This window comes from Burkholderia sp. MSMB1589WGS (assembly GCF_001636105.1).
GTDB lineage: Bacteria > Pseudomonadota > Gammaproteobacteria > Burkholderiales > Burkholderiaceae > Burkholderia > Burkholderia humptydooensis.
Map to the genome: position 1 here is coordinate 1497541 of NZ_LNJT01000008.1, position 24721 is coordinate 1522261.

Sequence of the window (24721 nt, forward strand, 5' to 3'; positions counted from 1 at the left end):
ATAAATTGCGTCGGTGCTCACCGCAGGTTGCCTCTAGGGAACACCCTGATCCGCTGGGGCGCAGCCGATGAGCGGCTTCTTCGAACCGCGCGTTTTCCCATGAAATATCATCAGTTGAAAGCGTTCGTCGCCGTGGCCGACGAAGGCAGCATCCGCGCGGCGGCGCGCCGGCTGAACGTGTCGCCCGCCGCACTGACGAAGGCCGTGAAGGAGCTCGAGCTCGCGCTCGGCGTGTCGCTTGTCGTGCGCACCGCGCGCGGCGTGCAGCTCACCGGCTTCGGCCAGCAGCTCCAGGTGCGCGCGAGCCTGATCGTTGCCGAGATGCAGCGCGCGCGTGACGATATCGAGCAGGCGCAGGGCGCGACGACGGGCGCCGTCGCCGCCGCGATCACGCCGGCCGCCGCGGTGACGATCCTGCCGGACGCATTTCGTGCGTTTCGCCGGCGGTTTCCGCGCGCGCGCGTGAGCATCGTCGAAGGATTTCCCGGCGTCGCGTTGCCGAAGCTGCATGACGGGTCACTCGATTTCGCCGTGTCGGTGGTGGTGCCGGAGCTGCTTGCCGCGGAGTTCGATCACTCGGCGCTGTATGCGAGCCGGCACGTGATCGTCGCGCGCAAGGGTCATCCGCTCGCATCTGCGACGTCGCTCGCCGATCTCGTCGATGCCGACTGGCTGATGAATCCGTCGCCCGAAAGCTCGACGCAGTTGATGTTCAACTGTTTCGCCGAGCACGGCCTGCCGGCGCCGGCGCGCGTCGTCGAGTGCCCGAGCTACGCGATCGCGCACTGTCTCATTCAGGGCTCCGATCTGATTGCGTCGATGCCCGAGCAACTGCTCGGCGTCGAATGGTCGCGCGATCACATCGCCGTGCTGCCGATACGCGAGGCGCTGCCGGCCGTGTCCGTGCAGGTGGTGACGCGCCGCGACAGCCCGCTCACGCCGGCTGCGGCGATGCTCGTCGATTGCATGCGCGACGCGGCGCGCCGGCATGGGCTGCGTTGACGCGCAGCGGCTGTGCGTCACGCGGCCGCGGCGCGGGCGATCACGGTCATGTTCACCGTGTTGATCGGCAGCGCGCGCCGGGCATTGCACGTCGCACGTTACATGTCACGCAAGCACCGGATAACCGAGCGCGGCCGCCTCGCGCTCGAATCGTTCGATCTGCGCATAGGCATCGGGCGCGAGTCGCGCAAAGCCGCGCAGCCGCAGCACGCGCGCGCGTTCGGCATCGATCGCGGCAGCCGCATCGAGCGCATCGCGCAGCGCGGCGGCGTGTTCGTCGGCAAGCGCGCGCGATGCGACGAACGGCAGGCCCGGCGCGGCCGCCGTCGCGCCGATGGTCCGCACGCGCCGCAGCAATCCGGGCAGCGCATCGCGCACGTAGGCGAGCGTGACGCAATCGATCGCGGCGAGATCCGCGCCGCCCGCGTCGAGCGCGCGCAGTGCATCCAGATGCGAGCCGGTACGCACGACCGCCGAGAAGAAGCGCCCGCCGCGCGCATGCGGCGCGACCGCATGACGTAACGCGTTCATTCCGCTGTGCGAATCGTCGCCGTTGCAGGCGGCGCGCAGGCCACGGCACGCGGCGAGCGTCGTCGCGCCGCGCGCGTGCGCATCGGCCGACACGACGAGCATGCTTCGATAGCGCGGCCCGTCGCAGCCGGGCGCGTCGAAGACGGGCGTCGCGATCAGATGGACCGCATCGCCGACGCCGAGCATCCGGTACGGATAGCCGCACGTTTGTGACAGCAGCAGATCGTCGCGGCGCCACAGCGGCAGCAACTCGCCGAAAGGCGCGCCCGACGGCTCGCCGAGCAGCGCGACGCCGGCCGGGCCGCCCGCGCGCGCGAACGCGCGCAGCGCGTCGCGCAGCAGCGATTGCCACAGCGCGGCGTGCCGCGGCGTCACGTTGTACATCGGCAATCCGGCGAGCCATCGAGTCATGCGGCCATTCTACGGATTTACGGACATCACGCGCGCGGCTCGCCCGCCGCTTGCCGGGCGCCGCAAACGCATCGCCGCCCCGGTCGCGTCCGGCGGAACCGATTCGCCGCGCCGCCTTTTGCGATTTCGCCACATCGAACGCTCGCCGCGACGCATAAGCAAATGCGAATCCATTGGTTGGTCCGGCCGCGGCGACTGGTTACGGTGCACGCTTGGGCTGTGCGTGCCGCGGGAGACGTCGTTGTCGTCCGCGCGCTTGTCGACGTTCGGCCGCTGTCACCACCGGAACATGGCCGAATATTTCGATGTAGATCATGCGCGCGAGATCGAGGCGCTCGGCGATCGCTTCGCCGCGCGCACCGAGTGGCCGACCTGGCTGCTGATCTTCGTGATCTACGGCGGCTGGCTTGGCGTGCTGCTGGGCGTGCGCGCCGGGCAACTGCCGCTCGCGGCCGCGACGCCGCTGCTGATCGCGCTGTGCGCGTGGCACATGTCGTTGCAGCACGAGCTGCTGCACGGCCATCCGACGCGTTCCGCGTGCGTGAACAAGCTGCTCGGCTATCCTCCGCTCGCGGTCTGGTATCCGTACACGCTGTATCGCGACATGCATCTCGAACATCATCGCGACGAAGATCTGACTGCGCCGGGCATCGATCCCGAAAGCAATTACGTGCTGCTCGCGCAATGGGCGCGGCTGCCGCGCTGGCGGCGCGCGCTGTGGCGCGCGCGCAAGAGCTTCGTCGGGCGGCTCGTCGTCGGGCCGCCCGCGAGCGTCGCCGCGATGGGCGCGGACGCGCTGCGCGCGTGGTGCCGCGGCGACTGGCGCCATGCGCCGATGTGGGCCGCGCACGTCGCGTCGGTTGCCGCATTGCTCGCGTGGCTGCAATGGTCGATCGGCGTGCCGTGGTGGTATTACCTGCTCGCGATCACGTGGCCCGCGCAGTCGCTCGCGATGATTCGTTCGTTGTACGAGCATCGCGCGGCCGAGCATCCGAAGGCGCGCATCGCGATCAACGAGGCGGGCCTCGCAATGCGCATGCTGTACCTGAACAACAACTATCACCTCGTGCATCACGATTTGCCGAAGCTGCCGTGGTATCACCTGCCGCGCGCATATCGGATGCGGCGCGGCGCTTACGCGCGGAAATGCGGCGGCTTCGTGATTCGCGGCGGCTATTGGGAACTGCTGAAACGCCATGCGTGGCGCGAGACCGATTCGCCCGTGCATCCGTTCGCCGGGGGCGGCGCAGCCGGGCACGCGTCGCAGCGGGCGCGCGTCGCGGTGATCGACGACTGCGTTCAGACCGGCGGTTGACGAGCGTTCGAACGAACGCGCGGGTCGGGTTGGCGCGGAAGCGGACGCGAAAGGCGACGGCGCCCGCCCGTCACCGCGCCCACGCCGCCGCAACGCGGCCCGATCACTTTGTTACATCTCTTACCAGCTTCGTGCCGAAAGGCAACAGATGCCTTTCGTCGCCCCGGTATACTCGGCGCTGCTTCAAATCCAAAACGAAACAAGACCTGTCAACTATGTCGAAGAAACTCATCCAGATCATGGCTGTCGCGGCGCTGGCCGCTGCGGCGTCGCTGCCGGCCGTCGCCGGCGACATGAACAACGCGCTCGGCGGCGCGCTCGGCGGCGTGGCCGGCGCGGCGGTCGGCGGCGCCGTGGGCGGCAGCACGGGGGCTGTGATCGGCGGGGCGGTCGGCGGCGGCGCGGGCGGCGCGGTCACGTCGAATCGCCGCGAGCGCACGGGCGCGATCATCGGCGGCGCGCTCGGCGGCGGCGCGGGCACCGCGGCCGGCAACGCGATGGGCGGCCGCAGCGGCGGCCTGATCGGCGCGGCCGTCGGCGGCGGCGCGGGCGCTGCGCTCGGCGGCAACATCTCGCGCTCGAACTCTTACAACGACGACTACGATCGCGGCTATCGCGGCGGCAAGCATCACGGCAAGCATCATCACCGCCACTGATCGGCGAGGCGGGCCCGATCGAGGTCATCCCGCGTTCGCGGGCACGATCGCCCGCCCGCTCAATCGAGCGCCTTGTCGTTCGGATTCGCGAACAACTTCCTCATGTCCGCCGACAACGGATAGTCGAGATTGACGCCCTTCGGCGGAATCGGCCGGTTGAACCACTTCACGTACAGCGCCTCGGCCTCGCCCGAGCGCTGCATCCGCGCGATCACGCGATCCGCGAGCTGCTTGAAGCCGGGGTCGTCCTTGCGCAGCATGCAGCCATACGCTTCGGATACCGGAGAATTTCCCGTGATCGCGTAGTCGCCCGGATTCGCCTCCTTCGCCTTCGCGCCGTACAGCAGCGGCTCGTCCATGAAGAACGCCACCGCGCGGCCGTTCTTGACGTTCAGGAACGCATCGGCGTGATCCTTCGCGCTGATGATCTGCATCGACATGCCTTTCTCGGCGTTCCATTGCCTCAGCAGCCGTTCCTCGGTCGTGCCGGCCGTCGTCGCGACGGTCTTGCCTGCAAGATCGGGGAAGTCCTTCACGCCGGATGATTTCTTCACGATCAGGCGCATCCCGTATTGAAAGATGCTGTTCGAGAACGACACCTGGTTCGCGCGTTCCTTCGTGTGCGTGGTCGAGCCGCACTCCAGATCGACGGTGCCGTTCTGCACGAGCGGAATGCGGTTCTGCGACGTGATCGGAATCTCGCGGACCGTCAGGTTCGGCCGGTTCAGCTCCTTCTTGATTTCATCGACGATCTTCAGCGCGATCTCCTGCGAGTAGCCGATCGTCTGTTGCTGCTGATCGTAGTACGAGAACGGAACGGACGATTCGCGCACGCCGAGCGTGACGACGCCCGTATCGCGAATTTTCTTCAGCGTCGGGCTGGCGTCGTCCGCGTGCGCGGCGGCGGCGAGCGCGCAGCCGATGGCGATCGAGAGCAACGGGCGAAGGGGTTTCATCATCGAGGTCTCCTGACGGTACGGATAGTGGGGGGGCAAATCGGGTCGTGCAACGCGCGCATCGGGCTCAACGATGCAGCGCATATGCGCGGGTGTCCAGTGCGGGCTTGCGGCCCGCGATCAGGTCGGCCAGCACGCGCGCGCTGCCGCAGGCGAGCGTGAAGCCGAGCGCGCCGTGGCCGGTGTTGAGCCACAGATTCCGCAACGGCGTCGCGCCGATCAAAGGCTTGCCGTCGGGCGTCGCGGGGCGATGCCCGCACCACGTTTCGCCGTGCGCATAGTCGCCCGCGTGCGGAAAGATCTCCTGCGCCTGCCGCGCGAGCAACGCGAGCCGGCGCGCGGCGCCGGACGAACGAAGGCCGGCGATCTCGACCATGCCCGCGATCCGCAAGCGCGCGCCGAGCGGCGCATAAACGATCTTGCGATGCAGGTCCGTCACGCTCACGCGCGGCATCGCATCGTGCCGCCCGGGCAGCGTCAGGCTGTAGCCCGTCAGTGGATAGATCGGCAGCCGCATGCCGAGCCGGCGCAGCATCGGCGCGCTGCCGTTGCCCGCGGACAGGACGAACGCGTCGGCGCCGATGTCGCCGCGTGCGGTGCGCGCCGCGACGATCGTCGCGCCTTCGGTGCGCAGCGCGTCGACCGGCGTTTCGTAGTGGATCGTGACGTGGAGCCGCTCGCGCAGCACGCGGGCGAGCCCGACGCCGAACCGGCGGCAGTCGCCGACTTCTTCGGACGGCGTATGAATGCCGCCCGCGAGCAGGCCGGCCGAGGGCGCGAGCGCGGGCTCCAGCGCGACGCACGCGGCCGCGTCGAGCGCGTGCTGCCGCGCGCCGGCCGCGATCAGATGGTCCATCGCGCGGCGCGCGCGGTCGAATTCATGCCGGTTGCGGTAGACGACGAGCTTGCCGTTGCGCGCATAGTCGAAGTCGAGCGCTTCCTGCTCGATGAGCGCGTGCAGCGCCGCGCGGCTGAGCGCGCCGAGCTCGAGCATTTCGGCGGCGGTTTGCCGCGCGCGGGCGGTGCGGCATGCGGCGAGAAACGCGGCGCACCACAGCCATTGATCGGCATCGAGCCGCGGCACGAAGCGCAGCGCCGAATCGGGCTTCGCGAGCCACGCGGGCAGCTTGCTTAGCACCGCGGGATCGGCGAGCGGCGCGACATAGCTGTAGCTCAACTGCCCGCCGTTCGCGAAACTGGCGTCGAGCACGGCGTCCGGGCGCGCTTCCAGCACCGTCACGTCGTGGCCTTCGCGCGCGAGATAGTAGGCGGTCGTCAGGCCGACGACGCCCGCGCCCAATACGCAGATCCGCATGAATGCCGGCCGTCCTTGAAGGGTTGTCGATGCGGTTCAGTCTTGCCGGCCGAAATGGTTCGGGCAAGTGAGCAGATGTGCGGCCCCATAACCCTGGGTTAAGGGCGTCGGCGCGCGCCGAACGGCGCGCGCAGCGCGTCGATGAACGTCGCGCCCGCGTGCGAGTCGAGGCCGCCGTCGCGCCACAGCGCGAACACGCCGACCGACAGCGCCGGCTCGATCGGCCGGATCGCGACCGGCTCGCCGGGCGCGCGCGCCGTCAGCTCGTCGAGCAGCACGCGGCCGACGCCGCGCGCGGCGAGCGCCCGCGCGACGTACCACGTATGCGCCTCGACCATCGTCACGCGATCTTCGCCGAACGCTTCGAGCGCATTGCCGATCGCGTCGCCGAGCGGGTCTTCGGTGCCGATGCCGATCGATTCGCCTTCCATGAATTCGTGCAGCGACAGCGGTGCGTCCTGCGCGTCGTCGTCGGGCGGGCCGACGCTGACGACGGCCGTGCGGCCGAGCTCGGTCGACGTGATGCCGGGCCGCGTCGGCGGATCGATCGCGACGGCGACGTCGAGATCGCGCGTGAGCAACGCGTTCAGCAGCGCGTCGGTGTGCAAGGTCTGGATCTTCAGCGCGACGCGCGGGTAATCGCCGCGGAACGCCTTCACGGCCTGCGGGATCAGGCTCAGGCCGAGACTCGGCAGGCAGCCGACGCGCAGATGGCCCTCGGGCTGCAGCGCCAGATTGCGCGCGAGCGTGCGGATGCGGTCGAGGCTCGACTGGAGTTTCTGCGTCTCGCCGAACAGCAGCTCGGCTTCGCGCGTCGGCAGCAGGCGGCCGTGCGCGCGGTTGAAGAGACGGATGCCGAGGTTCTGCTCGGCGTGCGCGAGCACCTTGCTGACGGCGGGCTGCGATACGCACAGCAACTGCGCGGCTTTCGACAGCGAGCCGGTGCGCATGATCGCATGGAAGACTTCGATGTGGCGCAGGCGCATGACGGGGGCGAGGCGGATCTTCGTGCGTTGGACACTACCGCGTGTCGCGGCCGTTCGCAATCCTGTTCGGCACGGAAGGCGGCCGCTCCGGCGTCACCCCAGGTTGCGGATGTCGGCGGTCGGCGTCGTGCCGAAATCGTCGCTCAGCACATAGTCGATCAATTGGCGCGCGGCGTCGTCAGGCGTTGTCAGCGCGCCGCTCGACTTCAGTTGCTCGAACCGCTCGCGCGACGGAAACCGGTCGCCGCTCGTCGCGCGGATCGTCGCCTGCATGCCGGTGTCCACGACGCCCGGCGCGACGCTGCAGATCCGCAGCGCGCGATTCGCGTCCAGCGCGACCGCCCGCGCATGATGATCGAGCGCGGCCTTGGTCGCGCAGTAGACGCTCCAGCCCGCATACGCGTTGCGCGCCGCGCCGCTCGAGACGTGGGCGATGCGGCGCTCGGCCGTTTCCGGCGCGATCTTCGCGATCGCGCTCGCGAGCATCAGCGGCGTCGCGACGTTCAGGCCGACCGCGCGCGCGATCGCCGCCGCGTCCTGCGTGTCGAGCGGGCCGATCGGCTCGACGGTTCCCGCGTTGTTGAACAGCAGCACGCGGCTCGCGCCGGAGACGAATTCGCCGAGCGCATCGCCGCCGAGCCAGGCCTGAACGCGCGCCGGGTCCGACAGATCCAGCTCGGCCTCGACGAGCCTGCCGCGTGCCTGCGCGCCGAGCGACGGATGGCGGCTGCGCGACAGACCGAGCACCGCGATGTCCCGCTGCAGCAGTTGCGCGGCGAGCGCGGCGCCGAGCCCGCGCGTGTGGCCGGTGACGATCGCGCGAACGGCGGGCAGTGGAGAAGGGGAAGTGGCCATGTCGATGCGAAAAATGAAGGGAACGGGGTGCGCGATGCGGCATGCGTCGGTGACGGATTCGAGCGGCGTTTGTCCGCCCGCGGGCCGGCGCGCGGCGCGACGATCGGACGAGCCGGTATCGTAACGTCGGCGCCGGCTTGGCGCAAACGTTCCGCTCATGCAATCCGTTTTTTGGCGAGGTCGCCCGTCTGCGATTAAAGCCTGGGCAATTTCTGACGAATTTCTTCATGACACGATTGCATGCTAGCCTTGACTCCGAATCGTCGATGACATGCCGAATGCGAAGTGAAAACGATTCGGCGAATCCGCCGGCCCGGCGATGCAAACCGTCGAATGGCGGCGCGCTTTCGCCGGATTTTTCGAAGCCGTCTTCGAAACTCACGCCCGATGGAGCCGATTACGCAGGCATTCGCACAGCAATTCAGCCGGGAATTGAATGCCGAATGCGTCGGCAGCCGGCCTGACGAGTGAATGGCGTCGGCGCGAAACAAACGCAGCGCGGCGGCAGTGGCGGGCGACCAATCAACGAGGGCTGCGACGATTCGTTCGTCGTACTCACCTATGTCATACCCGGCGACTTATAGTTTCGACGGGGCAGATCGGGAGAGCATGATTCATGGTCAAGAAACGAATCCGTGCCGTGTTCGCCGCCGCGTTCGTCGGGCTGGCCGCGCACGCAGCGCACGCGCAATACACGACGGACTGGATCGCGAACACCTATGGCACCATCGCATCGCACGTCGGCAACAACGCGCGGTCGATGTGGGTCTCGCCAGAAGGCGTGATCTATACGGCGTCCTTCTGGGACGAAAACGCGGGCGGCGTCGCGATCTACCAGAACGGCAAGACCCTCGGCTCGATCGGCACGCACGCGGAGTTTCAGGGCGGGGCGATCACCGGCAACGCAACGTCGGTCTTCGCGGCGATGCAGTACAGCACCCCGCAGGGCAGCGGCACGGTGGGGCGCTACAACCGGGCGACGCTGCAGCGCGACCTCACGATTCCGGTCAGCGTGTGGAACGCGGTCAGCCGGGCCGACGTGATCACCGGCCTCGCGACCGCGGGCACGCTGCTCTATGCGAGCGACTACTTCGGCAATCGCGTGCGCGTATTCACGACCGACGGCGTCTGGCAACGCGACATCGGCATCACGAACCCCGGCGCGCTCGCGCTCGACGATGCCGGAAACCTGTGGGTCGCGCAAAAGAATGCGGCGAAGATCGTCGAATTCGGCCCGGCCGGCGCGCTGCTGAACACGATCCAGATGCCGACCGCGTCGCGGCCGGCTTCGCTGTATTACGACGCGTCGAAGCGGCAGTTGATGGTCGGCGATCAGGGGCCCGACATGAACATCAAGCTCTACGCGATCGCGGGCGCGCCGACGCAGGTCGGCACGTTCGGCGTGCAGGGCGGCTACCTCGACACGACGACGGGCATCAGGGGCCAGGTCGGCGACAGGCGCTTCACGCGCGTGGTCGGCATCGGCAAGGATTCGGCCGGCACGCTGTACGTGCTCAACAATCCGTGGGGCGGCGGCTGGGATCTCGGCCGCAACGGCGCGACCGACATTCACGCATACGGCGCGCTCGGCAATTCGCTGTGGAAGCTGCAGGCGCTGAACTTCGAGGCGATCGCGGCGCCTGATCCGACGACAGACGGCACGCTGTTCTACAGCGGAATGAACATTTACTCGGGCACGGCGGGCGGCACCTTCATCGCGAACACGGTCGATCCGTTCACGTATCCGTCCGACCCGCGTCTCGACATGAACGACTATCAGCGCGGCCAGCATTTCGGCCAGCTCGTCAGCGTCGGCGGCAACAAGATACTCGTCGCGTCGGGGCAGAACCCAGGCAACTTCAACTTCTATCACTTCAACGCGGCGAGCGGCTACATCGCGATTCCCGACGCGTCGCTGCCGGGCAAGGGGTTCAATACGTCGCTGCAGGTGACGGCGGGTTTCTCGATCGACAACAAGGGCGACGTGTGGGCGGGCCTCAACGGGACGAACGCGATCTCGCACTACCCGCTGACGGGCTTCGATGCGAACGGCAAGCCGTCGTGGGGCGCGCCCGTGTCGATCCCGACGCCGGCGAGCGTCCAGCCGACCACGCGCATTCTCTACCTGTCGGACAGCGATACGATGATCCTCGCGCAGGGCATCGCGGGGAGCTGGGACTGGACCGCGATGAACGGGCGGATCGAGGTGTATCACGGCTGGAACGCGGGCAACGTCGCGCAGCCGAATCCGGTCATCACGCTCGCGAGCCCCAATCCGAAGTCGATCGCGGCGGCCGGCAACTATCTGTTCGTCGGCTACGTGCACACGGTGCCGAATATCGACGTATTCGATCTCAACACGGGCCAGCTCGTCACCACGCTGACCAACTCGAACACCGGCATGATGGACGTCGGCAACGACGTCGATTCGATGTACGGCCTCAGGGCGTATCTGCGATCGACCGGCGAATACGTGGTCACGAAGGACAACTACAACGGATCGAGCATCGTCGTCTATCGCTGGCGGCCGTGACGGCGTCCGCGCGCATCGCCGCGCGGACATTTGAAATAAGAACGCCGTGTTGCACGCTGTTTCGCATTGTTTAGTAAATATGATAAAAACATTACGGCACCCTTCATTTCATTGACGAAGAAACCAATCGCCATGAAAACGCGCAGGTGATTCAAATTTCTTATCCCCACCTCGGTTCGAAATTCCGGGCGGCGCTCGCCCTGTCGCGGACGAAGCGCCGATGCGCCGCGCGTGACGTCAGTGGAACGCCTTTGATCATGGGCCGATCTATTAATCGAACATCGTGACGCCGGATCGCCGCGTCGCTAAAGGCGCGGCGATCCGTGCCGATAACCCGTTCCACACGACATGACTCGAAGAAACGAGGGACCGCATGCGCAACGAATACACGATGAATCGGCTTCGGCAAGAACTGCTCGATCACTTCGAAAAGCGATTCGAGAAAACCTTGAAGCGCGCGCGCGAAACGTGTTCTTACGTCGACGTCATGCCGTCGATCGCCGAGGAGCCGAAAGGCACGCTGATCGCCACCGTCACGCTCGTCACGGTCGGAAAGGATCAGCCGGACGACGCCGAGCCGTCGCGATCCAGCGCGCTCTACGAGTATGTGCAGCGCAGCCGTTCGGGCGGCTACGAGGGCTGGCGCTGCTATCGCGACTGGCTCGACTGAAGCGGCCGCGGCGCTTGCCGCGCGAGTCGCTTCGCCGCGCGCCGTCGATGCCGCTTACGCCTGCGCCTCACGCCGAGGCGACACTTGCTGCGGCACGACGTTCGCAACGTTCACAGCGCGCGCGAGCGAACCGCCTGTGTCGCCCGCGCCTGTTGCCCATGATGCGCGGCGTCCGCGGCGGGCGGCGCGGGCGGGCTCGCCGGCGGCAGTCCGGGCGGCGCGCCGGTGTCCGCGAGATTGAACATCGGCATCGCGCCCGGGCACCGGAACGTCTTCAGCACGTCGCTCGTCAGCGGATTCGCGACGCTGCCGGTGCTCGCGATGTCGAGCACCGCCTTGCGGCCGTCGAAGTCGAGCGTGACGCGCGTGCGGCCGGGCGTCGCCGTTTCGGCCACGCGCCCCTTCTGCAACAGGCGCAGCAGCGCCCACGGGCCGTCCGTCGACACCGTCGACGTGTCGGGCCGAATCCGCGGGCTCGCGGTGAGCTCCGCGTGAACGCCGCCGCGCGGCCCCGGCCAGCTCACCGTGAACGGTGCGACGGGGCCGTGCTGATAGAGCGTCGTCTGTCCGTCGATGTCGATCGCGAGGCCCGTGATCGTCGGGTCCAGCTCGGGAATCCGGATGTCGGCCTTCCACGCCATCTGCTTCTGGCCGGGCGCGCCGAAAAACACTTCGCGGATCGCCTTCGCGTGCTGGAACGGTTCGAGATCGGGGCCCTGCACCGGCTCGGTCGCGCCGGGCAGCGTCTTGTAGCGCCATGGCCGCGTCGATGTGTCGACGAACGGCGCGAGCGTCTTCGCGAAGAAGTCGTCGATCACGCCGCCCTGCGCGAACACGCGCGTGAAATCCTCGATGCCGACGTCGCGCCTGCTGTCGGCCGCGAACGGATAGTTGCCCTCGATCGCGAGGCGGCACACGTCGCCCACCGTCGCCTGCAACTGTCGCGACAGCAACTGGCCGATGCCGCGGTTCACTTCGCGCGAGCCCTGCGCGGCGAGCTCGGTCAGCACCGCGCGAAACGGCGCGGGCATCGTCTGCGCCGCCATCTTCAGCTTCGCCGCGGTGTCGTTCGCGGGCGGCATGCTGTTGTTCGTCAGCGCGTCGTCCGCGACGGTCAGCGCCGTGTAATAGTCGTTCAGCAGGTTCGCGACCGCATCGAGCCCGCTCTTGCCCGCCGGCGCGGCCGGCGGCGGCGTGCCCGTCTGCGTGTCCGCTCGGCCCGTCACCATTTCGCGCAGGCCCGCGAAGCGGTTGTCGACGAGCTCGCGCTCGACGCGTTCCTCCGCGCGCACGCCGAGCACCTTGTCCGCTTTCTGGCTCAACTGGTCGGACGCCTTTTGCAGGAACGAGCGGTCGGCGCTCGCGACGGGCTGCGCGAGCGTCGTCTCGCGAACCGCCGCGCGCGCGAGCCGATCGAGCGGCGAATCCGGCGCCGCGAAGCTGCGCAGCACCACGAGGTCGAACGCGAGGCTCGTGCCGCCGATCGTCCGGATGTCGCCGAGAAACGCGTCCCATTGCTGCGCGTATTCCATCAGGTATTGCCGGCGGATCGCTTCGGTCAGCGGATCGTCGGCGAGCGCGATCGCATTCGCGATCTCAGCCGTTTTTTTTTGAGCGCCGCCGAGATAGGCGCGGCCCATCACCCATGCGTCGTCTTCGCGCGCGGCCTGCACGAATTCGGCGAGACGCTTGTCGAACACGCGCCGGTAGCCGTCGAACGTGAAGAGGCCGGGCACGCCGCGCGCGAGCGGCGCGCCGCTCGCGCGCGTGAACACCGTGCCGGCCTGCGGGCCGACGGCCCGGATCAGCGTGAACTCGTCGGGCGCTTCTTTCTCCATCGCCGCCTTCGCGCGCTCGTAGAGCCGCTCGGTCGCGTTGCTGCCGTCCAGAAACGCGCGCGCCTGCCGGATCAGCGCGTCGTTGCGGATCAGCGGGGATTGCACGACGCGCTCGCCGGAGAACAACTGCCCGACGTGCGCGATCATCGACGCGCGGCCGCCGAAGACCGCGGCGCTGTCGGTCCGCGCCCAGTCGTCGAGAACCCACGCCTCGACCTGCGCGGCGTCGAAGCGGGCCTTGTCGTACAGCATCAGGTAGACGCGCAGCGCGTCATACGCGGCCTTCGGATCGCGATCGGCGATCGCCTGCGACAGCACCGCCTCGATGCGTCTCACGATCTGCGGCAGCAGCAGGTTGTCCTCGAGCGCGCTGTACGTGCGCTGGCTTTCGGCGACGATGCCGGGCGGCGTGTACAAGCCGAACCGCCAGCCGCCGTCCGGCGCGGACAGGTCGAGCCCTGGGTACGCGGGCAGAGCGCGCGCTTGCGTCAGCACGTCGGGCACGGCCTCGGGCTTCGGCGTCCTGTACAACTGGCCGACCTGGGACGCGAGCGCCGTCGTCTTGCGCGCGACCGCGTCGAGATAATCGCCGTTGTTGCCCATGCTGACGCGCAGGCCGATCGCGGCCCACGCGAACAGCAGCAGCGCGAGCGCGTGACCGGCGAGGCCGAGCGTGCGCGAGCGGTACTCCCACCGGAGATTCGGCTGGACGAGACGCGCGTCCGGAATGACGATCTTCGTCAGCAGATCGTGCAGGAAGAAGCTCTGGCTGGTTTCCTGCTGCGCCGCGCGCGCGGCCGCGGCCGGCGCGCGGCCCGTCGCGGCGGCAAGGCGCTGCGCGACGGTGCGCGTTTCGGCGACGATTTCGCCGCCCGTCTGCGCGGCGCTCGTGAAGTACACGCCGCGCAGCGTCGCGTGGTGCTGCGTGTCGTCGTAGCGGGAATCGACGAAGACGCGATCGATCAGTTCGCCGAGCGGGCGCGTCAGCACGAGAAATTCCTCCGCCAACGCGGCGAGCCGGCGGCGTCTTTGCGTGTCGTGCTCTTCCTGCAGGCGCGTGTTGACGCCCGCCGCGAGCCGCGCGGCCAGCTCGCCCAGCTCGTCGGCGCAGCGCGCATGGATGCCTTCGTCGGCGATGGTCTCCTTGCCGTATGGCAGCGTGAAGCCCCACGTCTGCGCGCGGCCCTCGGTGGTCAGCGAGCTGAAGTACTCGGCGAAGCCCGGCAGCCGGTCCATCTTCGTGACGAGCAGATAGACGGGAAAGCGCACGCCCAGCTCCGCGCGCAGTTCGGCGAGCCGCGCGCGCAGCGCGGCGGCTTCGGCATGGCGCGCGTTTTCGTCGGCGCTCGTCAGCGCGGCGACGTCGACGGCGAGCAGCGCGCCGTTGATCGGCTCGCGGGGGCGGTGCTTGCGCAGCATCCGAAGAAAGCCGAGCCATTCGGCCTGATCGACGGTCTGCCGCCATTGCGCTTGCCGTTCGTCGACGAACGCGAGGTTCGGCGCCGTCGCCATCGCGGCGGCGGGCGATTGCGGCACGGCCTGCGTCGACGTGCCGTGACGCGTGTAATGCCCGGCCGTGTCGATCAGCACCGCATCGTTGGTCAGCCACCAGTCGACGGAGCCGCCGTGATCCGGCAGCCCGGCCGCCGCCCGCTGCATCTGCGCCGCGACCGGAAACGACAGCCCGGCGTTGACGAGCGCGCTCGTCTTGCCCGACGCCTGCGAGCCGAGCGTGACGTACCACGGCAGTTCGTACAGATAGCGCTTGCCGCGCAACAGACGGCCGAGCCCGCGCGCGCCGGTGCGCATGCCCTTCAGGCGCGCGATCGCGCCGGCGATCGCCGCGTTGACCGCGATCAGCCGGCCGGCCGCGGGCGATTCGTGCTGCTTGCTGCCGAACTCGAGCAGGTTCTTCAGAAAGTCCGGGTCCGTGCGCATCTTGCGCAGCAGCCGGAACGCGAGGTGCAGCGCGAACGCCGCGAGCACGACCGCGATCGCGATCGCCCGGACCGATTCCGGCGCGAACGGCGTCGCGCGGCCGAACGCGAGCAGCGGCGACGCATGCCAGATCAGCACGCACAGCAGTGCGACGAACACCACGCTCGTCGGCCAGCCCGCGAGCCACAGCAGCACGCCCGCCAGCAGCAGCACGATCGCGAGGACGCGCATGCCCGCGCCCGCGAGCGGCGTGAGCCCGCCGAACGCGACGAACGGGCCGGCGAACCAGATGACGAGCGCGACGACGAGCAGCGCGACGAACGCGAGGAACGGTCGCGACACCAGAAAGGACAGGAACTTGTTCATGTCGGGGTTCCGAGTGAGCGGGCCGCGGATCAGCGCGCGACCGTGATTTCGACGCGGCGGTTCAGCGCGCGGCCCTGCGGGGTCCGGTTGTCGCCGATCGGGTTCGCGTCGCCCTTGCCTAGCGCCTCGAGGCGGCTCGCGGGCACGCCCGCGCTCTGGAGCATCTGCATGACCTGCGTCGCGCGCTCTTCGGACAGCGCCTCGTTCGACGCGAATTGACGGCTCTTGATCGGCTGGTTGTCGGTGTAGCCGAGCACGATCACCTTGCCCGGCACTTTCGCGATCTCGGCCGCGATCTTCTTGACGAGCGGCCCCATCGTCGCGTTCACGCCGGCCGCGCCCGGCGGAAACATCGCGTCGCCGCGGAACGTCACCGAGCTGTGGCGCGCGTCCTCGTCGACACTGACCGTGCCCGCCGCGATCTCGTCGGCGAGCAGCGCCTTCAGGCGCAGCTCGGCCGGCGCGGCGGGCGGCGTCATCCGCGCGATCGCGGCGATCCGCTGCTGCACGTCGGCGCTGCGCATCGACAGCGCGTACTTGAAGTAGCCGAACAGGCCGAATGCGATCAGCGACAGCACGACGGCGGTGATCCACGCGGGGAAATCGCGCAACGGCGCGCTCCTGCTCCGGGGGCCCGGCTGCCAGTGCGGCGACAGCGCGACCGACACCGGCCCGCGTTGCGACGCGATCTCGTTGTAGAGCCGCTGGCGCACGGTCTCGTGCTTGCGCTGGCCGTCGGCTTCGTAACGGTAGCGGCCCTCGAAGCCGAGGCTCAGGATGCGATAGATGACTTCGAGCAGATCGACGTGCTCGTGCGGCGAATTCATCAGCCGGCCGATCAGCAGGTAGACCTTGTCGCCGCCCTGGCGATCCTCGTGGAACGACGTCGCGAGCCCCTCGCTGATCCACGTGCCGAGATTGCCGCCCGCCGATTTCGCCCACGACGTCTGCATCGCCGCCTCGTCGAGCGCGGTGCACAGGCAGTAGCGCGCGCCGAGCATGTGGTCGCGCCGGATGTTCGCCTGCTCGCAGAGCCGCTGGAACAGGCGCACTTCCTGTTCGAGCAGCAGGCGCAGTTGCGGGATGTCGCCGCGATCGAGCCGGTCGGGCATGTCGGCGAGCGCCCGCAGCAGCGGGCGCGCCGCTTCGAGCAGCGGATTGCGGGCGAGCCTGATCGCGGCGAGGCGGGCGGCGGGCGGCTCGCCGGCCGGCAGCGGCGGCGGATCGCGCCGCGCGAACGTGGCCGCGGCGGGATCGGACGGTTGCGGACCCGGCGGCGGACCCGGTTGCGGACCCGATACGCCCGGATGATGCACGGCTTCTGAGGTCACTGGTATGCCCCACTCTGGTTGGATTCGTCATGGCGGCCGGCGCGCACGGCCCGGCCGCTCCCGCAGTCGCCGCTATCCGCGAATGCCCCACAGCTCCAGCTTCAGCGACGGAAATTCGCCGGCGATGTGCAACGCGAGCCCGCCGTGCCGCGCCACTTCGTCCCACAGCGGTCCGCTTCGCGCGAGCTCGTAGTAGACGTAGCCGGCGTTGAACGGAATCTGCCGGGGCGGCACCGGCAGCGCCTGCAGCGCGATGCCCGACAGATGGCTGCGCACGAGGTCCGGCAGCCGCTCGGACGGCCCCGCCTTCGCCTGCGCGGCGAACTGCTGCTGCAACAGATCGGGCGGCATCTGCGCGTGCACCGCGAGCACGACCGCGGTGAAGCCCTGCATGTCGACCGGATCGACGACCGCATTGAGCATCCCGTGCCCCTGATCGGCGAGCGCGATGCTCTGCGCGCTGCGCACGAGCACGGCGTTGAGCAGCCGGTGCGCATCGTCGACGACGGGCTTCAGGCACAGGTGCGGCGCGACGTGCTGATACGGCGGATGCGTATCGAGCGGCCGGCGTGTGTCGGTGCGCACGTAGGTCGACAGCTCGCCCGCCATGCCGATGAGGAGCGCGTACAGATTGGCGGGCGACGTCGTCGGCACGCGCTGCAGGTGTTGCAGCAGCGGCTCGTAGCGATTGAGCGTCTGCAGCAGCAGGTAGTCGGACACTTCGGCCGTCGTGCCCGCCCGGCCGTCCGCGCCCGTCAGGCGCTCGGCGAGCGCGTTCGCGCGCAGGCGCGTGAGATCGTGGATCTTCGCGAGCCAGCTCGCGAGCGTGTCGCTCGCGCCGTAGCCGACCACGGGCGGAATCAGCGTGTCGTCGAGCTCGATGCTCGCGTCCGCGCGGATCGTCTTCACGCGCGTGAGCGCGAGCCCGATCCACGCATCCGTCAGTTCCTTTTCCGGAATCAGCCGCAGGCGCAGGTTCGACAACTGGACGGTCTTCGGCCCTTGCCCGATCGAGTTCGTGTCGCGCAGATCGGTTTCGAACACGGCGTAGCGCGCGAGCGACTCGGCCACGTGGCCGAATGCGGTCTCCTCGCCGTTCGGCACGCGGATCGGCACCGCGAGATGGATCACCTGGTCCAGGTGCTCGGGCCGGATCGTGAGCGGCGCGGGCGGCGGCGTGCTGCCCGGCGCGTCGAACGGCGTGCCGTCGGCGAACACGCCGCTCGCCGATTTCACGATGATCTTGCCGAGCGCCGGCGCCTCGCTGTCGAGGCTGAAGTGGCTGAAGCCGAAGAAGAACGGCGACAGCGGCGCCGCGCGCTTGTGCGCGTAGTGCTCGAGGTAGCGCTCCTGCTGCTGGAACAACTGCGGGCGCATGAAGAGCCCCTCGCTCCAGACGACCTTGTTATGCCAGCTCATGGTTTCGTTCCGCCGTGCATGTCATTTTCCCGTTTCGGTGATCCTGATCGCGTGCGTGTCGAGGTCGATGGTCAGCTTCAGCTTCGGCGACGAGAAGCGATACCACGCGGCATCCCGCGCGGCCGGCAGCGGATAGACCGCGCGCCACACCGAATTCGGCAGGTCGCGGTACGCGGCGACGACGCCGAGCGCGCCCGCCTCCGGATCGGCGTTGCGCCGGATCGTCCGGCGCTCGCCCGGGCGCAACTGGAAGCGCTCGCGCGCGAGCAGATCGTCGGCGAGCACGGTCTTGTCCTTGTCCTGAAGCGTGAAGAAATCGGCGGCGTTGAACGCGCCGTCGGTCTTCAGCTCGTAGACGCTCACGACGATCGGGGCCGGCCGGCTCCGGTCGTCCGGATTGACCGTGAGCGCGGCGTTCACGGCGAGGTCGAGCCGGGCCGGCTCCTTCGGCCTGGCCGCGCCGCTCGCGCACGCGGCGCACGCGAGCGCGAACGCGAGGGCGGTAGCGATGGTGGTCGGACGCATTCGAGGCACGCGTTTGCTGTGAGAGGGGAATCGGTCGCGGGCGGCGCGGGCCCGGCGGGCGTCGACAACCGCCGCCGGGCCCGCGCCGCCGCCGCTCAGGCTTCCTTGTTGCCCTTGATGTCGAAGCTCGTCGTGACGGCGCCGCCGCTGCCGCCCTGCGCGTTCTGCACGACGTACTCCTGCTTCACCTTCGCGAACGACAGCGACACCGTCTCGCGGCTGCGCTCGGTATCGTCGCGGCTGCCCGACGGCCTCACGCGCGTGACGATCACGTCGCTCATCGTGAGCTTCAGGTATTCGAGCGGATTGCCGCCCGCCTTGCGCATCACGAGCACCGCCTGGTCGACGTGCTTGCCGGTCAGCGCGTACTTCATCAGGTTGGGGCTCGCGCGGTCGATCGCATGCTCGAACGCGAGATCCTTGACGCTCGCCTTGCCGGCGCCGCCGCCGCTGCCCGTGTGCATCGTCGATTCCTGCTGGATTTCCCAGTTCCAGTTCAGGACTTCGATCTCGTCCTTGTGACTGTCGTCGAGGGATTCGCCGTTGATGCCGTCGATCTTCAGAAAAATGTCCTGCGCCATTTCATTGCTCTCTTACGTGGATTGCGTGGATGACAAAAACAGCCGGCCCCGCGCGGCGCGCCGCGCGCGACGAAGGCGCGATGCCGGCCAGCCGAGGACGCCCGCCCGGCGATGCGTCAGGCGGCTTCCTTGATCGACGGCAGCTTCGCGACGAGTCGCAGCGACACGGTCAGGCCCTCGAGCTGGAAGTGCGGGCGCAGGAAGAATTTCGCCTGGTAGTAGCCGGGGTTGCCCTGCGCTTGCTCGACCACCACCTCGGCGGCGGCGAGCGGCCGGCGCGCCTTCGTGTCCTGCGACGAGTTCGCCGGGTCCGCGTCGACGTAGTTCATGATCCATTCGTTCAGCCAGCGCTGCATGTCCTCGCGCTCCTTGAACGCGCCCACCTTGTCGCGCACGATGCACTTCAGGTAGTGCGCGAAGCGCGAGCATGCGAACAGATACGGCAGGCGCGCCGACAGGTTCGCGTTCGCGGTGGCGTCGGAATCGTCGTATTCGGCCGGCTTGTGCAGCGACTGCGCGCCGATGAACGTCGCGTGATCCGTGTTCTTGCGATGCACGAGCGGGATGAAGCCGTTTTTCGACAGCTCCGCCTCGCGCCGGTCGGAGATCGCGATCTCGGTCGGGCACTTGATGTCGACGCCGCCGTCGTCGGTCGGGAACGTGTGGCACGGCAGGTTCTCGACCGTGCCGCCCGATTCGACGCCGCGGATCAGCGAGCACCAGCCATAGAGCCGGAACGACCGGTTGATGTTCACGCCCATCGCGTATGCGGCGTTCGTCCATGCGTAGCGGCGATGGTCGGCGCCGTTCGTGTCTTCCTCGAAGTCGAACTCGTCGACGGGATTCGTCAGCACGCCGTACGGCAGGCGCGCGAGGAAGCGCGGCATCGCGAGGCCGATGTAGCGCGCGTCGTCCATGTTGCGCAGCGAGTTCCACGACGCGTATTCGAGGTTCTGCGTGAAGATCTTCGTCAGGTCGCGCGGGTTCGCGAGCTCCTGCCACGATTCCATCTGCAGCACCGAAGGCGACGCGCCCGAGATGAACGGCGTGTGCGCGGACGCGGCCACCTTCGAGATCGAGCCGAGGAGATCGACGTCGGGCGGCGTGTGGTCGAAGTAGTAATCGGCGACGAGGCAGCCGTACGGCTCGCCGCCGAGCTGCCCGTACTCCTCTTCGTAGATCTGCTTGAAGAGCGGGCTCTGGTCCCACGACTGCCCCTTGTAGCGCCGCAACGTGCGGCGCAGCTCTTCCTTCGAGATGTCCATGAAGCGGATCTTCAGGCGCTCGTCGGTCTCGGTGTTCGACACCAGGTGATGCAGCCCGCGCCACGCCGATTCGAGCTTCTGGAAATCCTCGTGATGGAGGATCAGGTTGATCTGTTCGGACAGCTTGTGATCGATCTGCGCGATGATCGCGGCGATGCTCTTGTATGCGTCGTCGCTGATCGTCGCCGATTGCGCGAGCGCCTGCTCGGCGAGCGTGCGCACCGCGTATTCGACCGCTTCGCGCGCCTGCTCGGTCTTCGGCTTGAACTCCTGCGCGAGCAGTTGCGCGAAATCCGAATCCGCTTGCGGCTGGGCGTCGGCGACGGCCGTCTGGGCTTGCTGTTTTTTCATGGTTCGTTCCCCGGTATGGTGTGGGGCGGCCGGTCAGGCCGCGTCGCTGTCGCGGCCCGCCGCGTCCTTCGCGTCGTGCGCGTCGTGCGTGTCCTGCGCGTCGGAGCCGCCAGCGAGCTGCGGCTTCGGCGCGGCCGCGAGCGACTGGAGCAGCGCCGGGTCCTGCAGCAACCGGTTGACGAGCGTCTCGGCGCCCGACTTGCCGTCCATGTAGGTCTGCAGGTTCGCGAGCTGCGTGCGCGCCTCGAGCAACTGGCGCAGCGGCCCGACCATCCGCGCGATCGCGGCGGGAGAGAAGTCCTCGATGCTTTCGAACGTCATGTCGACCATCAGTTGCCCGTCGCCCGACAGCGTGTTGTCGACCGCGACTGCGACGCGCGGCTTGATCGCCTTCATCCGCTCGTCGAAGTTGTCGATGTCGATGTCGAGGAAGCGCCGATCGGCGACGGCGGGCAGCGGCGCGACCGGCTTGCCCGACAGGTCGGCGAGCACGCCCATCACGAACGGCAGTTCGACCTTCTTTTCCGAGCCGTAGACTTCGACGTCGTACTCGATCTGCACGCGGGGCGCGCGATTGCGCGCGATGAATTTTTGAGAGCTGCTGGATGCGGACATGCGAGACTCCATGAGAGAGAGGAAACGGCAGGGCTAGCCGGCCTGCACGACGGTAAGCGGCGCGTCCGGCGCCGCCGCGCGGTTCGCGTCGCCGGGCCGGAAGACGAGCGCCTGCGGTGCCGGCGCGGCCGGATCGGCCACGCCGATGTCGATGCGCGCGAGCGCCGCTTTCGACGAAATCGCGTCGAGCCACAGCGCGGACAGGCGCGGCAGCACGTGCTGCTCGATGAATCCGATCAGCAGCCGCGCGCCGGTTTCCTGCACGAGGCAGCGCCCGACGACGTAGTCGACGACGGCGTCGTCGTATGCGAGCGCGATCCGGTGCTGGTCGGCCATGCGCGCGACGACGCGATTCAGATGCAGGCGCACGATGCGCGCGAGCGCGCGCGGTTCGAGCGGCCGGTACGGAACGACGCTCACGCGCCCGAGGAACGCGGCCGGAAAGACCTTCAGCAGTTCGGGCGCGAGCGCGTCGCGCAGCGCGGCGGCGTCGGGCGCGAGCGATGCGTCGGCGCACAGGCTCGCGGTCAGCTCCGCGCCGACGTTGCTCGTGAGCAGGATCGTCGTGTTGCGGAAATCGATGTAGCGGCCGTCGCCGTCTTCCATGTAGCCCTTGTCGAAGACCTGGAAGAAGAGCTCGTGCACGTCGCGATGCGCCTTCTCGATCTCGTCGAGCAGCACGACGCTGTACGGCCGCCGCCGCACGGCCTCGGTCAGCACGCCGCCCTCGCCGTAGCCGACATAGCCGGGCGGCGCGCCTTTCAGGCCGGACACGGTATGGGCTTCCTGATACTCGCTCATGTTGATCGTGATCAGGTTCTGCTCGCCGCCGTACAGCGCCTCGGCGAGCGCGAGCGCCGTCTCGGTCTTGCCGACGCCCGACGGGCCCGCGAGCAGGAACACGCCGAGCGGTTTCTTCGGATCGGCGAGGCCCGCGCGCGCGGTCTGCACGCGCTCGCCGATCTGGCGCAGCGCGTCGGGCTGGCCGATCACGCGCGCTTCGAGCGTCGCGGGCAGCGCGCGCACGGCGGCGATTTCGTCTGTCACCATGCGGCCGACCGGGATGCCGGTCCAGTCGGCGACGATCTCCGCGACGATCGCCTCGTTGACTTCCGGGAACACGAGCGGCGCGTCGCCCTGGGACGTTGCGAGCGCGCGTTCGAGCTCGCGCAGCGCGGGGGCGGACGCGGCGCGCGTTTCGCCGTCGCTGGCTAGCGCGGCCTCGCGCGCGGCGAGCAGCGCGCGCGCCGCGTCGGCTTGCGCTTTCCAGCGCGCGTCGACGGCTGCTTCTTCGGCCACGAGCGCCTCGATGCGCTCGCGCGCGGCCGCGAGCGACTGCCCGGCGTCGAGGCCGATGCGCGCTTCCTGTTCGAGCAGATCGTGCTCGGCGCGCGCGGCGAGCAAGCGCTGGCGCACGTGCTGCAGTTCGCGGGGCGCCGCATGCTGTGACAGCGCGACGCGCGCGCACGCGGTGTCGAGGAGGCTGATCGCCTTGTCCGGCAGATGGCGCGACGGAATGTAGCGATGCGACAGCGCGACGGCGGCGCGGATCGCTTCGTCGCGAACCGTCACGCGGTGGTGCTGCGAGAACGTCCGCGCGACGCCGCGCACCATGTGGACCGCGGCCGGCTCCTCCGGCTCGGGCACCTGCAACACCTGGAAGCGGCGGGTCAACGCGAGGTCCTTTTCGATGTGCCGCTTGTACTCGGCCCACGTCGTCGCGCCGATCGTGCGGATCGCGCCGCGCGCGAGCGCGGGCTTGAGCAGGTTCGCCGCATCGCCCGTGCCGGCTTGTCCGCCCGCGCCGATCAGCGTGTGAATCTCGTCGACGAACAGGATGACGGGCGCGCCGGATTTCGCGGCGGCCTCGAGCACGCCTTTCAGCCGCGATTCGAATTCGCCTTTCATGCTCGCGCCGGCCAGCAGCGCGCCGACGTCGACGCTCATCAGGCGCACGTCGGCGAGCTTCGGCGGCACGTCGCCGCTCGCGATCGCGAGCGCGAGGCCCTCGACGACCGCCGTCTTGCCCACGCCCGCCTCGCCCGTGAGCAGCGGATTGTTCTGCCGGCGCCGCAACAGCACGTCGATCATCGTGCGGATTTCAAGCTCCCGCCCGACGACGGGATCGATGTCGCCGCCGCGCGCACGCGCGGTCAGATCCGCGCAGTACTGCTCGAGCGGCGAGCCCTTCGACTCGGCGCGCGCCGCACCGGATGCGTCGCCCGGCGACGCGGGCGAGAAACCGCTGTTGTCGTACGGCGCGTCCGCCGCTTCCGGGGAGCCGTCCGTCCACGCGGGCAGCACGTCGTCGAGCTCGTCCTGAGGAATCCTCGCGAACGTCGGCGAAATGGAGAGCAGCACGCGCCGCAGTTCCGGCGTATCGACGAGCGCGGCGACGAGCCACGCGCCGCGGATGCGCCGGTCGCCGAAGCGCAGCGTCGCGAGCACCCACGCGCGCTCGATCGCGGTCTCGACGTGATGGGAGAAATCGCTGATCGAGCTTGCCCCGGCCGGCAGCGCGGCGAGCGCGCGCGCGATGTCGCGATCGAGCGTGTCGCGGTCGATGCCGGCATGCCTCACGATCCGGTGGAGGTCAGAGTCGGCCTGCAGCAGCAGTTGCTGCAGCCAGTGAACCAGCTCGACATACGGATTGCCGCGCAGCTTGCAGAAAACCGTAGCCGATTCGATTGCCCTGAAGAGCGTGCCCCCGAGTTTCCCGAACAGCGCCTGACGCGAGATCGCCATGTACAGATCCTTTTTTGTCTGCGTCGCCGTTTTCCTGATAAACGACGAGCATCAATCAATTTATCCAGCGCGGCAATCGGCGAAATTCGATCCGTTCAATTGCGCCTGTTTGGTCTTATTGAATTGACTTTGGTCGATTGAATTATTTTGAGGCGGTGGGGCTTCGGTCAACTACCATAAATGGTAAGGCGATCTCTCGCCTAAAAATAGAAAGACAAACTGTTCTATCCGGCGAATCGTCAAACTGTTAAAAATTGCAAAGACCGTATTGGCGGTGATGGACAGCCGTATTTCTCCAGGCGCACACTGTTTTCGCGCATTCGCCGTGCGCCGCGAGACGTCCAATGAAAACAGCGTCGGGCCCGTAAATAAACCGGCCCGCAAGCCGGTGGAGCTGAATAATGCGCGAGAATCCGATATTGGGATTTATGAGATAAGGCGGGGTGCGTTGAATCTGCTTTAATGAGATAGTGGGTCCGGGAATATTCCGGGGGTGGGCTTGATAATCATTTTGGCT

General features: G+C 68.4%; 17 protein-coding genes and 1 pseudogene. 5 read left to right on the plus strand and 13 right to left on the minus strand.

Annotated elements, in window-relative coordinates; all coding sequences use genetic code 11:
- Nucleotides 1–99 precede the first annotated feature (99 nt).
- Nucleotides 100–1002 carry a LysR substrate-binding domain-containing protein gene (locus WT16_RS24340; RefSeq protein ID WP_015603290.1) on the plus strand — a complete coding sequence of 301 codons (903 nt, stop codon included), beginning with the start codon at nucleotides 100–102 and terminating at the stop codon, nucleotides 1000–1002.
- A 105-nt stretch (nucleotides 1003–1107) separates the two neighbouring features.
- Here WT16_RS24340 and WT16_RS24345 read toward each other — a convergent pair whose 3' ends face one another.
- Nucleotides 1108–1944 carry a PhnD/SsuA/transferrin family substrate-binding protein gene (locus WT16_RS24345; protein ID WP_059933531.1) on the minus strand — a complete coding sequence of 279 codons (837 nt, stop codon included), beginning with the start codon at nucleotides 1942–1944 and terminating at the stop codon, nucleotides 1108–1110.
- Nucleotides 1945–2121: 177 nt separating this feature from the next.
- On the opposite strand from WT16_RS24345, the pseudogene WT16_RS24350 reads away from it, so the two are divergent.
- A pseudogene (locus WT16_RS24350) lies at nucleotides 2122–3259 on the plus strand (fatty acid desaturase).
- A gap of 215 nt (nucleotides 3260–3474) precedes the next feature.
- Nucleotides 3475–3915 carry a hypothetical protein gene (locus tag WT16_RS24355; protein WP_015602942.1) on the plus strand — a complete coding sequence of 147 codons (441 nt, stop codon included), beginning with the start codon at nucleotides 3475–3477 and terminating at the stop codon, nucleotides 3913–3915.
- A 59-nt stretch (nucleotides 3916–3974) separates the two neighbouring features.
- Here WT16_RS24355 and WT16_RS24360 read toward each other — a convergent pair whose 3' ends face one another.
- From WT16_RS24360 to WT16_RS24375, 4 genes are all read right to left on the minus strand, one after another.
- Entirely contained in the window at nucleotides 3975–4874 is a 900-nt protein-coding gene (locus WT16_RS24360) for a glutamate/aspartate ABC transporter substrate-binding protein (protein ID WP_075645154.1), read from the minus strand.
- A gap of 64 nt (nucleotides 4875–4938) precedes the next feature.
- Nucleotides 4939–6186: a D-amino acid dehydrogenase gene (locus WT16_RS24365; RefSeq protein WP_063534408.1), complete on the minus strand. Its 1248-nt coding sequence runs from the start codon at nucleotides 6184–6186 to the stop codon at nucleotides 4939–4941.
- Nucleotides 6187–6284: 98 nt separating this feature from the next.
- The gene (locus WT16_RS24370; protein ID WP_063534409.1) at nucleotides 6285–7172 is read right to left on the minus strand and encodes a LysR family transcriptional regulator; all 888 of its coding nucleotides are present in this window, start codon (nucleotides 7170–7172) and stop codon (nucleotides 6285–6287) included.
- A gap of 93 nt (nucleotides 7173–7265) precedes the next feature.
- Nucleotides 7266–8006 carry an SDR family oxidoreductase gene (locus WT16_RS24375; RefSeq protein ID WP_043283392.1) on the minus strand — a complete coding sequence of 247 codons (741 nt, stop codon included), beginning with the start codon at nucleotides 8004–8006 and terminating at the stop codon, nucleotides 7266–7268.
- A 637-nt stretch (nucleotides 8007–8643) separates the two neighbouring features.
- On the opposite strand from WT16_RS24375, the gene WT16_RS24380 reads away from it, so the two are divergent.
- Entirely contained in the window at nucleotides 8644–10560 is a 1917-nt protein-coding gene (locus tag WT16_RS24380) for an SMP-30/gluconolactonase/LRE family protein (RefSeq protein WP_015603475.1), read from the plus strand.
- Nucleotides 10561–10933: 373 nt separating this feature from the next.
- Nucleotides 10934–11230, plus strand: a complete 297-nt coding sequence (locus tag WT16_RS24385) for a hypothetical protein (protein ID WP_015602686.1) — start codon at nucleotides 10934–10936, stop codon at nucleotides 11228–11230.
- A gap of 110 nt (nucleotides 11231–11340) precedes the next feature.
- Here the strand turns inward: WT16_RS24385 and tssM are convergent, their stop codons facing one another.
- From tssM to tssH, 8 genes are all read right to left on the minus strand, one after another.
- Nucleotides 11341–15372 carry a type VI secretion system membrane subunit TssM gene (gene tssM, locus WT16_RS24390; protein WP_063534410.1) on the minus strand — a complete coding sequence of 1344 codons (4032 nt, stop codon included), beginning with the start codon at nucleotides 15370–15372 and terminating at the stop codon, nucleotides 11341–11343.
- A gap of 29 nt (nucleotides 15373–15401) precedes the next feature.
- Nucleotides 15402–16703, minus strand: a complete 1302-nt coding sequence (tssL, locus tag WT16_RS24395; RefSeq protein ID WP_063534411.1) for a type VI secretion system protein TssL, long form — start codon at nucleotides 16701–16703, stop codon at nucleotides 15402–15404.
- Nucleotides 16704–16775: 72 nt separating this feature from the next.
- Entirely contained in the window at nucleotides 16776–18122 is a 1347-nt protein-coding gene (tssK, locus tag WT16_RS24400; protein ID WP_063534412.1) for a type VI secretion system baseplate subunit TssK, read from the minus strand.
- 21 nt (nucleotides 18123–18143) lie between these two features.
- The gene (tssJ, locus tag WT16_RS24405) at nucleotides 18144–18647 is read right to left on the minus strand and encodes a type VI secretion system lipoprotein TssJ (RefSeq protein ID WP_063534413.1); all 504 of its coding nucleotides are present in this window, start codon (nucleotides 18645–18647) and stop codon (nucleotides 18144–18146) included.
- Nucleotides 18648–18742: 95 nt separating this feature from the next.
- Nucleotides 18743–19228 carry an Hcp family type VI secretion system effector gene (locus WT16_RS24410; RefSeq protein WP_006029729.1) on the minus strand — a complete coding sequence of 162 codons (486 nt, stop codon included), beginning with the start codon at nucleotides 19226–19228 and terminating at the stop codon, nucleotides 18743–18745.
- 116 nt (nucleotides 19229–19344) lie between these two features.
- Nucleotides 19345–20844: a type VI secretion system contractile sheath large subunit gene (tssC, locus tag WT16_RS24415; protein WP_015603710.1), complete on the minus strand. Its 1500-nt coding sequence runs from the start codon at nucleotides 20842–20844 to the stop codon at nucleotides 19345–19347.
- 33 nt (nucleotides 20845–20877) lie between these two features.
- Nucleotides 20878–21459: a type VI secretion system contractile sheath small subunit gene (tssB, locus tag WT16_RS24420; protein ID WP_006029727.1), complete on the minus strand. Its 582-nt coding sequence runs from the start codon at nucleotides 21457–21459 to the stop codon at nucleotides 20878–20880.
- Nucleotides 21460–21492: 33 nt separating this feature from the next.
- Complete coding sequence (tssH, locus tag WT16_RS24425) at nucleotides 21493–24204, minus strand: type VI secretion system ATPase TssH (protein WP_063534414.1); 2712 nt, start codon at nucleotides 24202–24204, stop codon at nucleotides 21493–21495.
- Nucleotides 24205–24721: the final 517 nt, after the last annotated feature.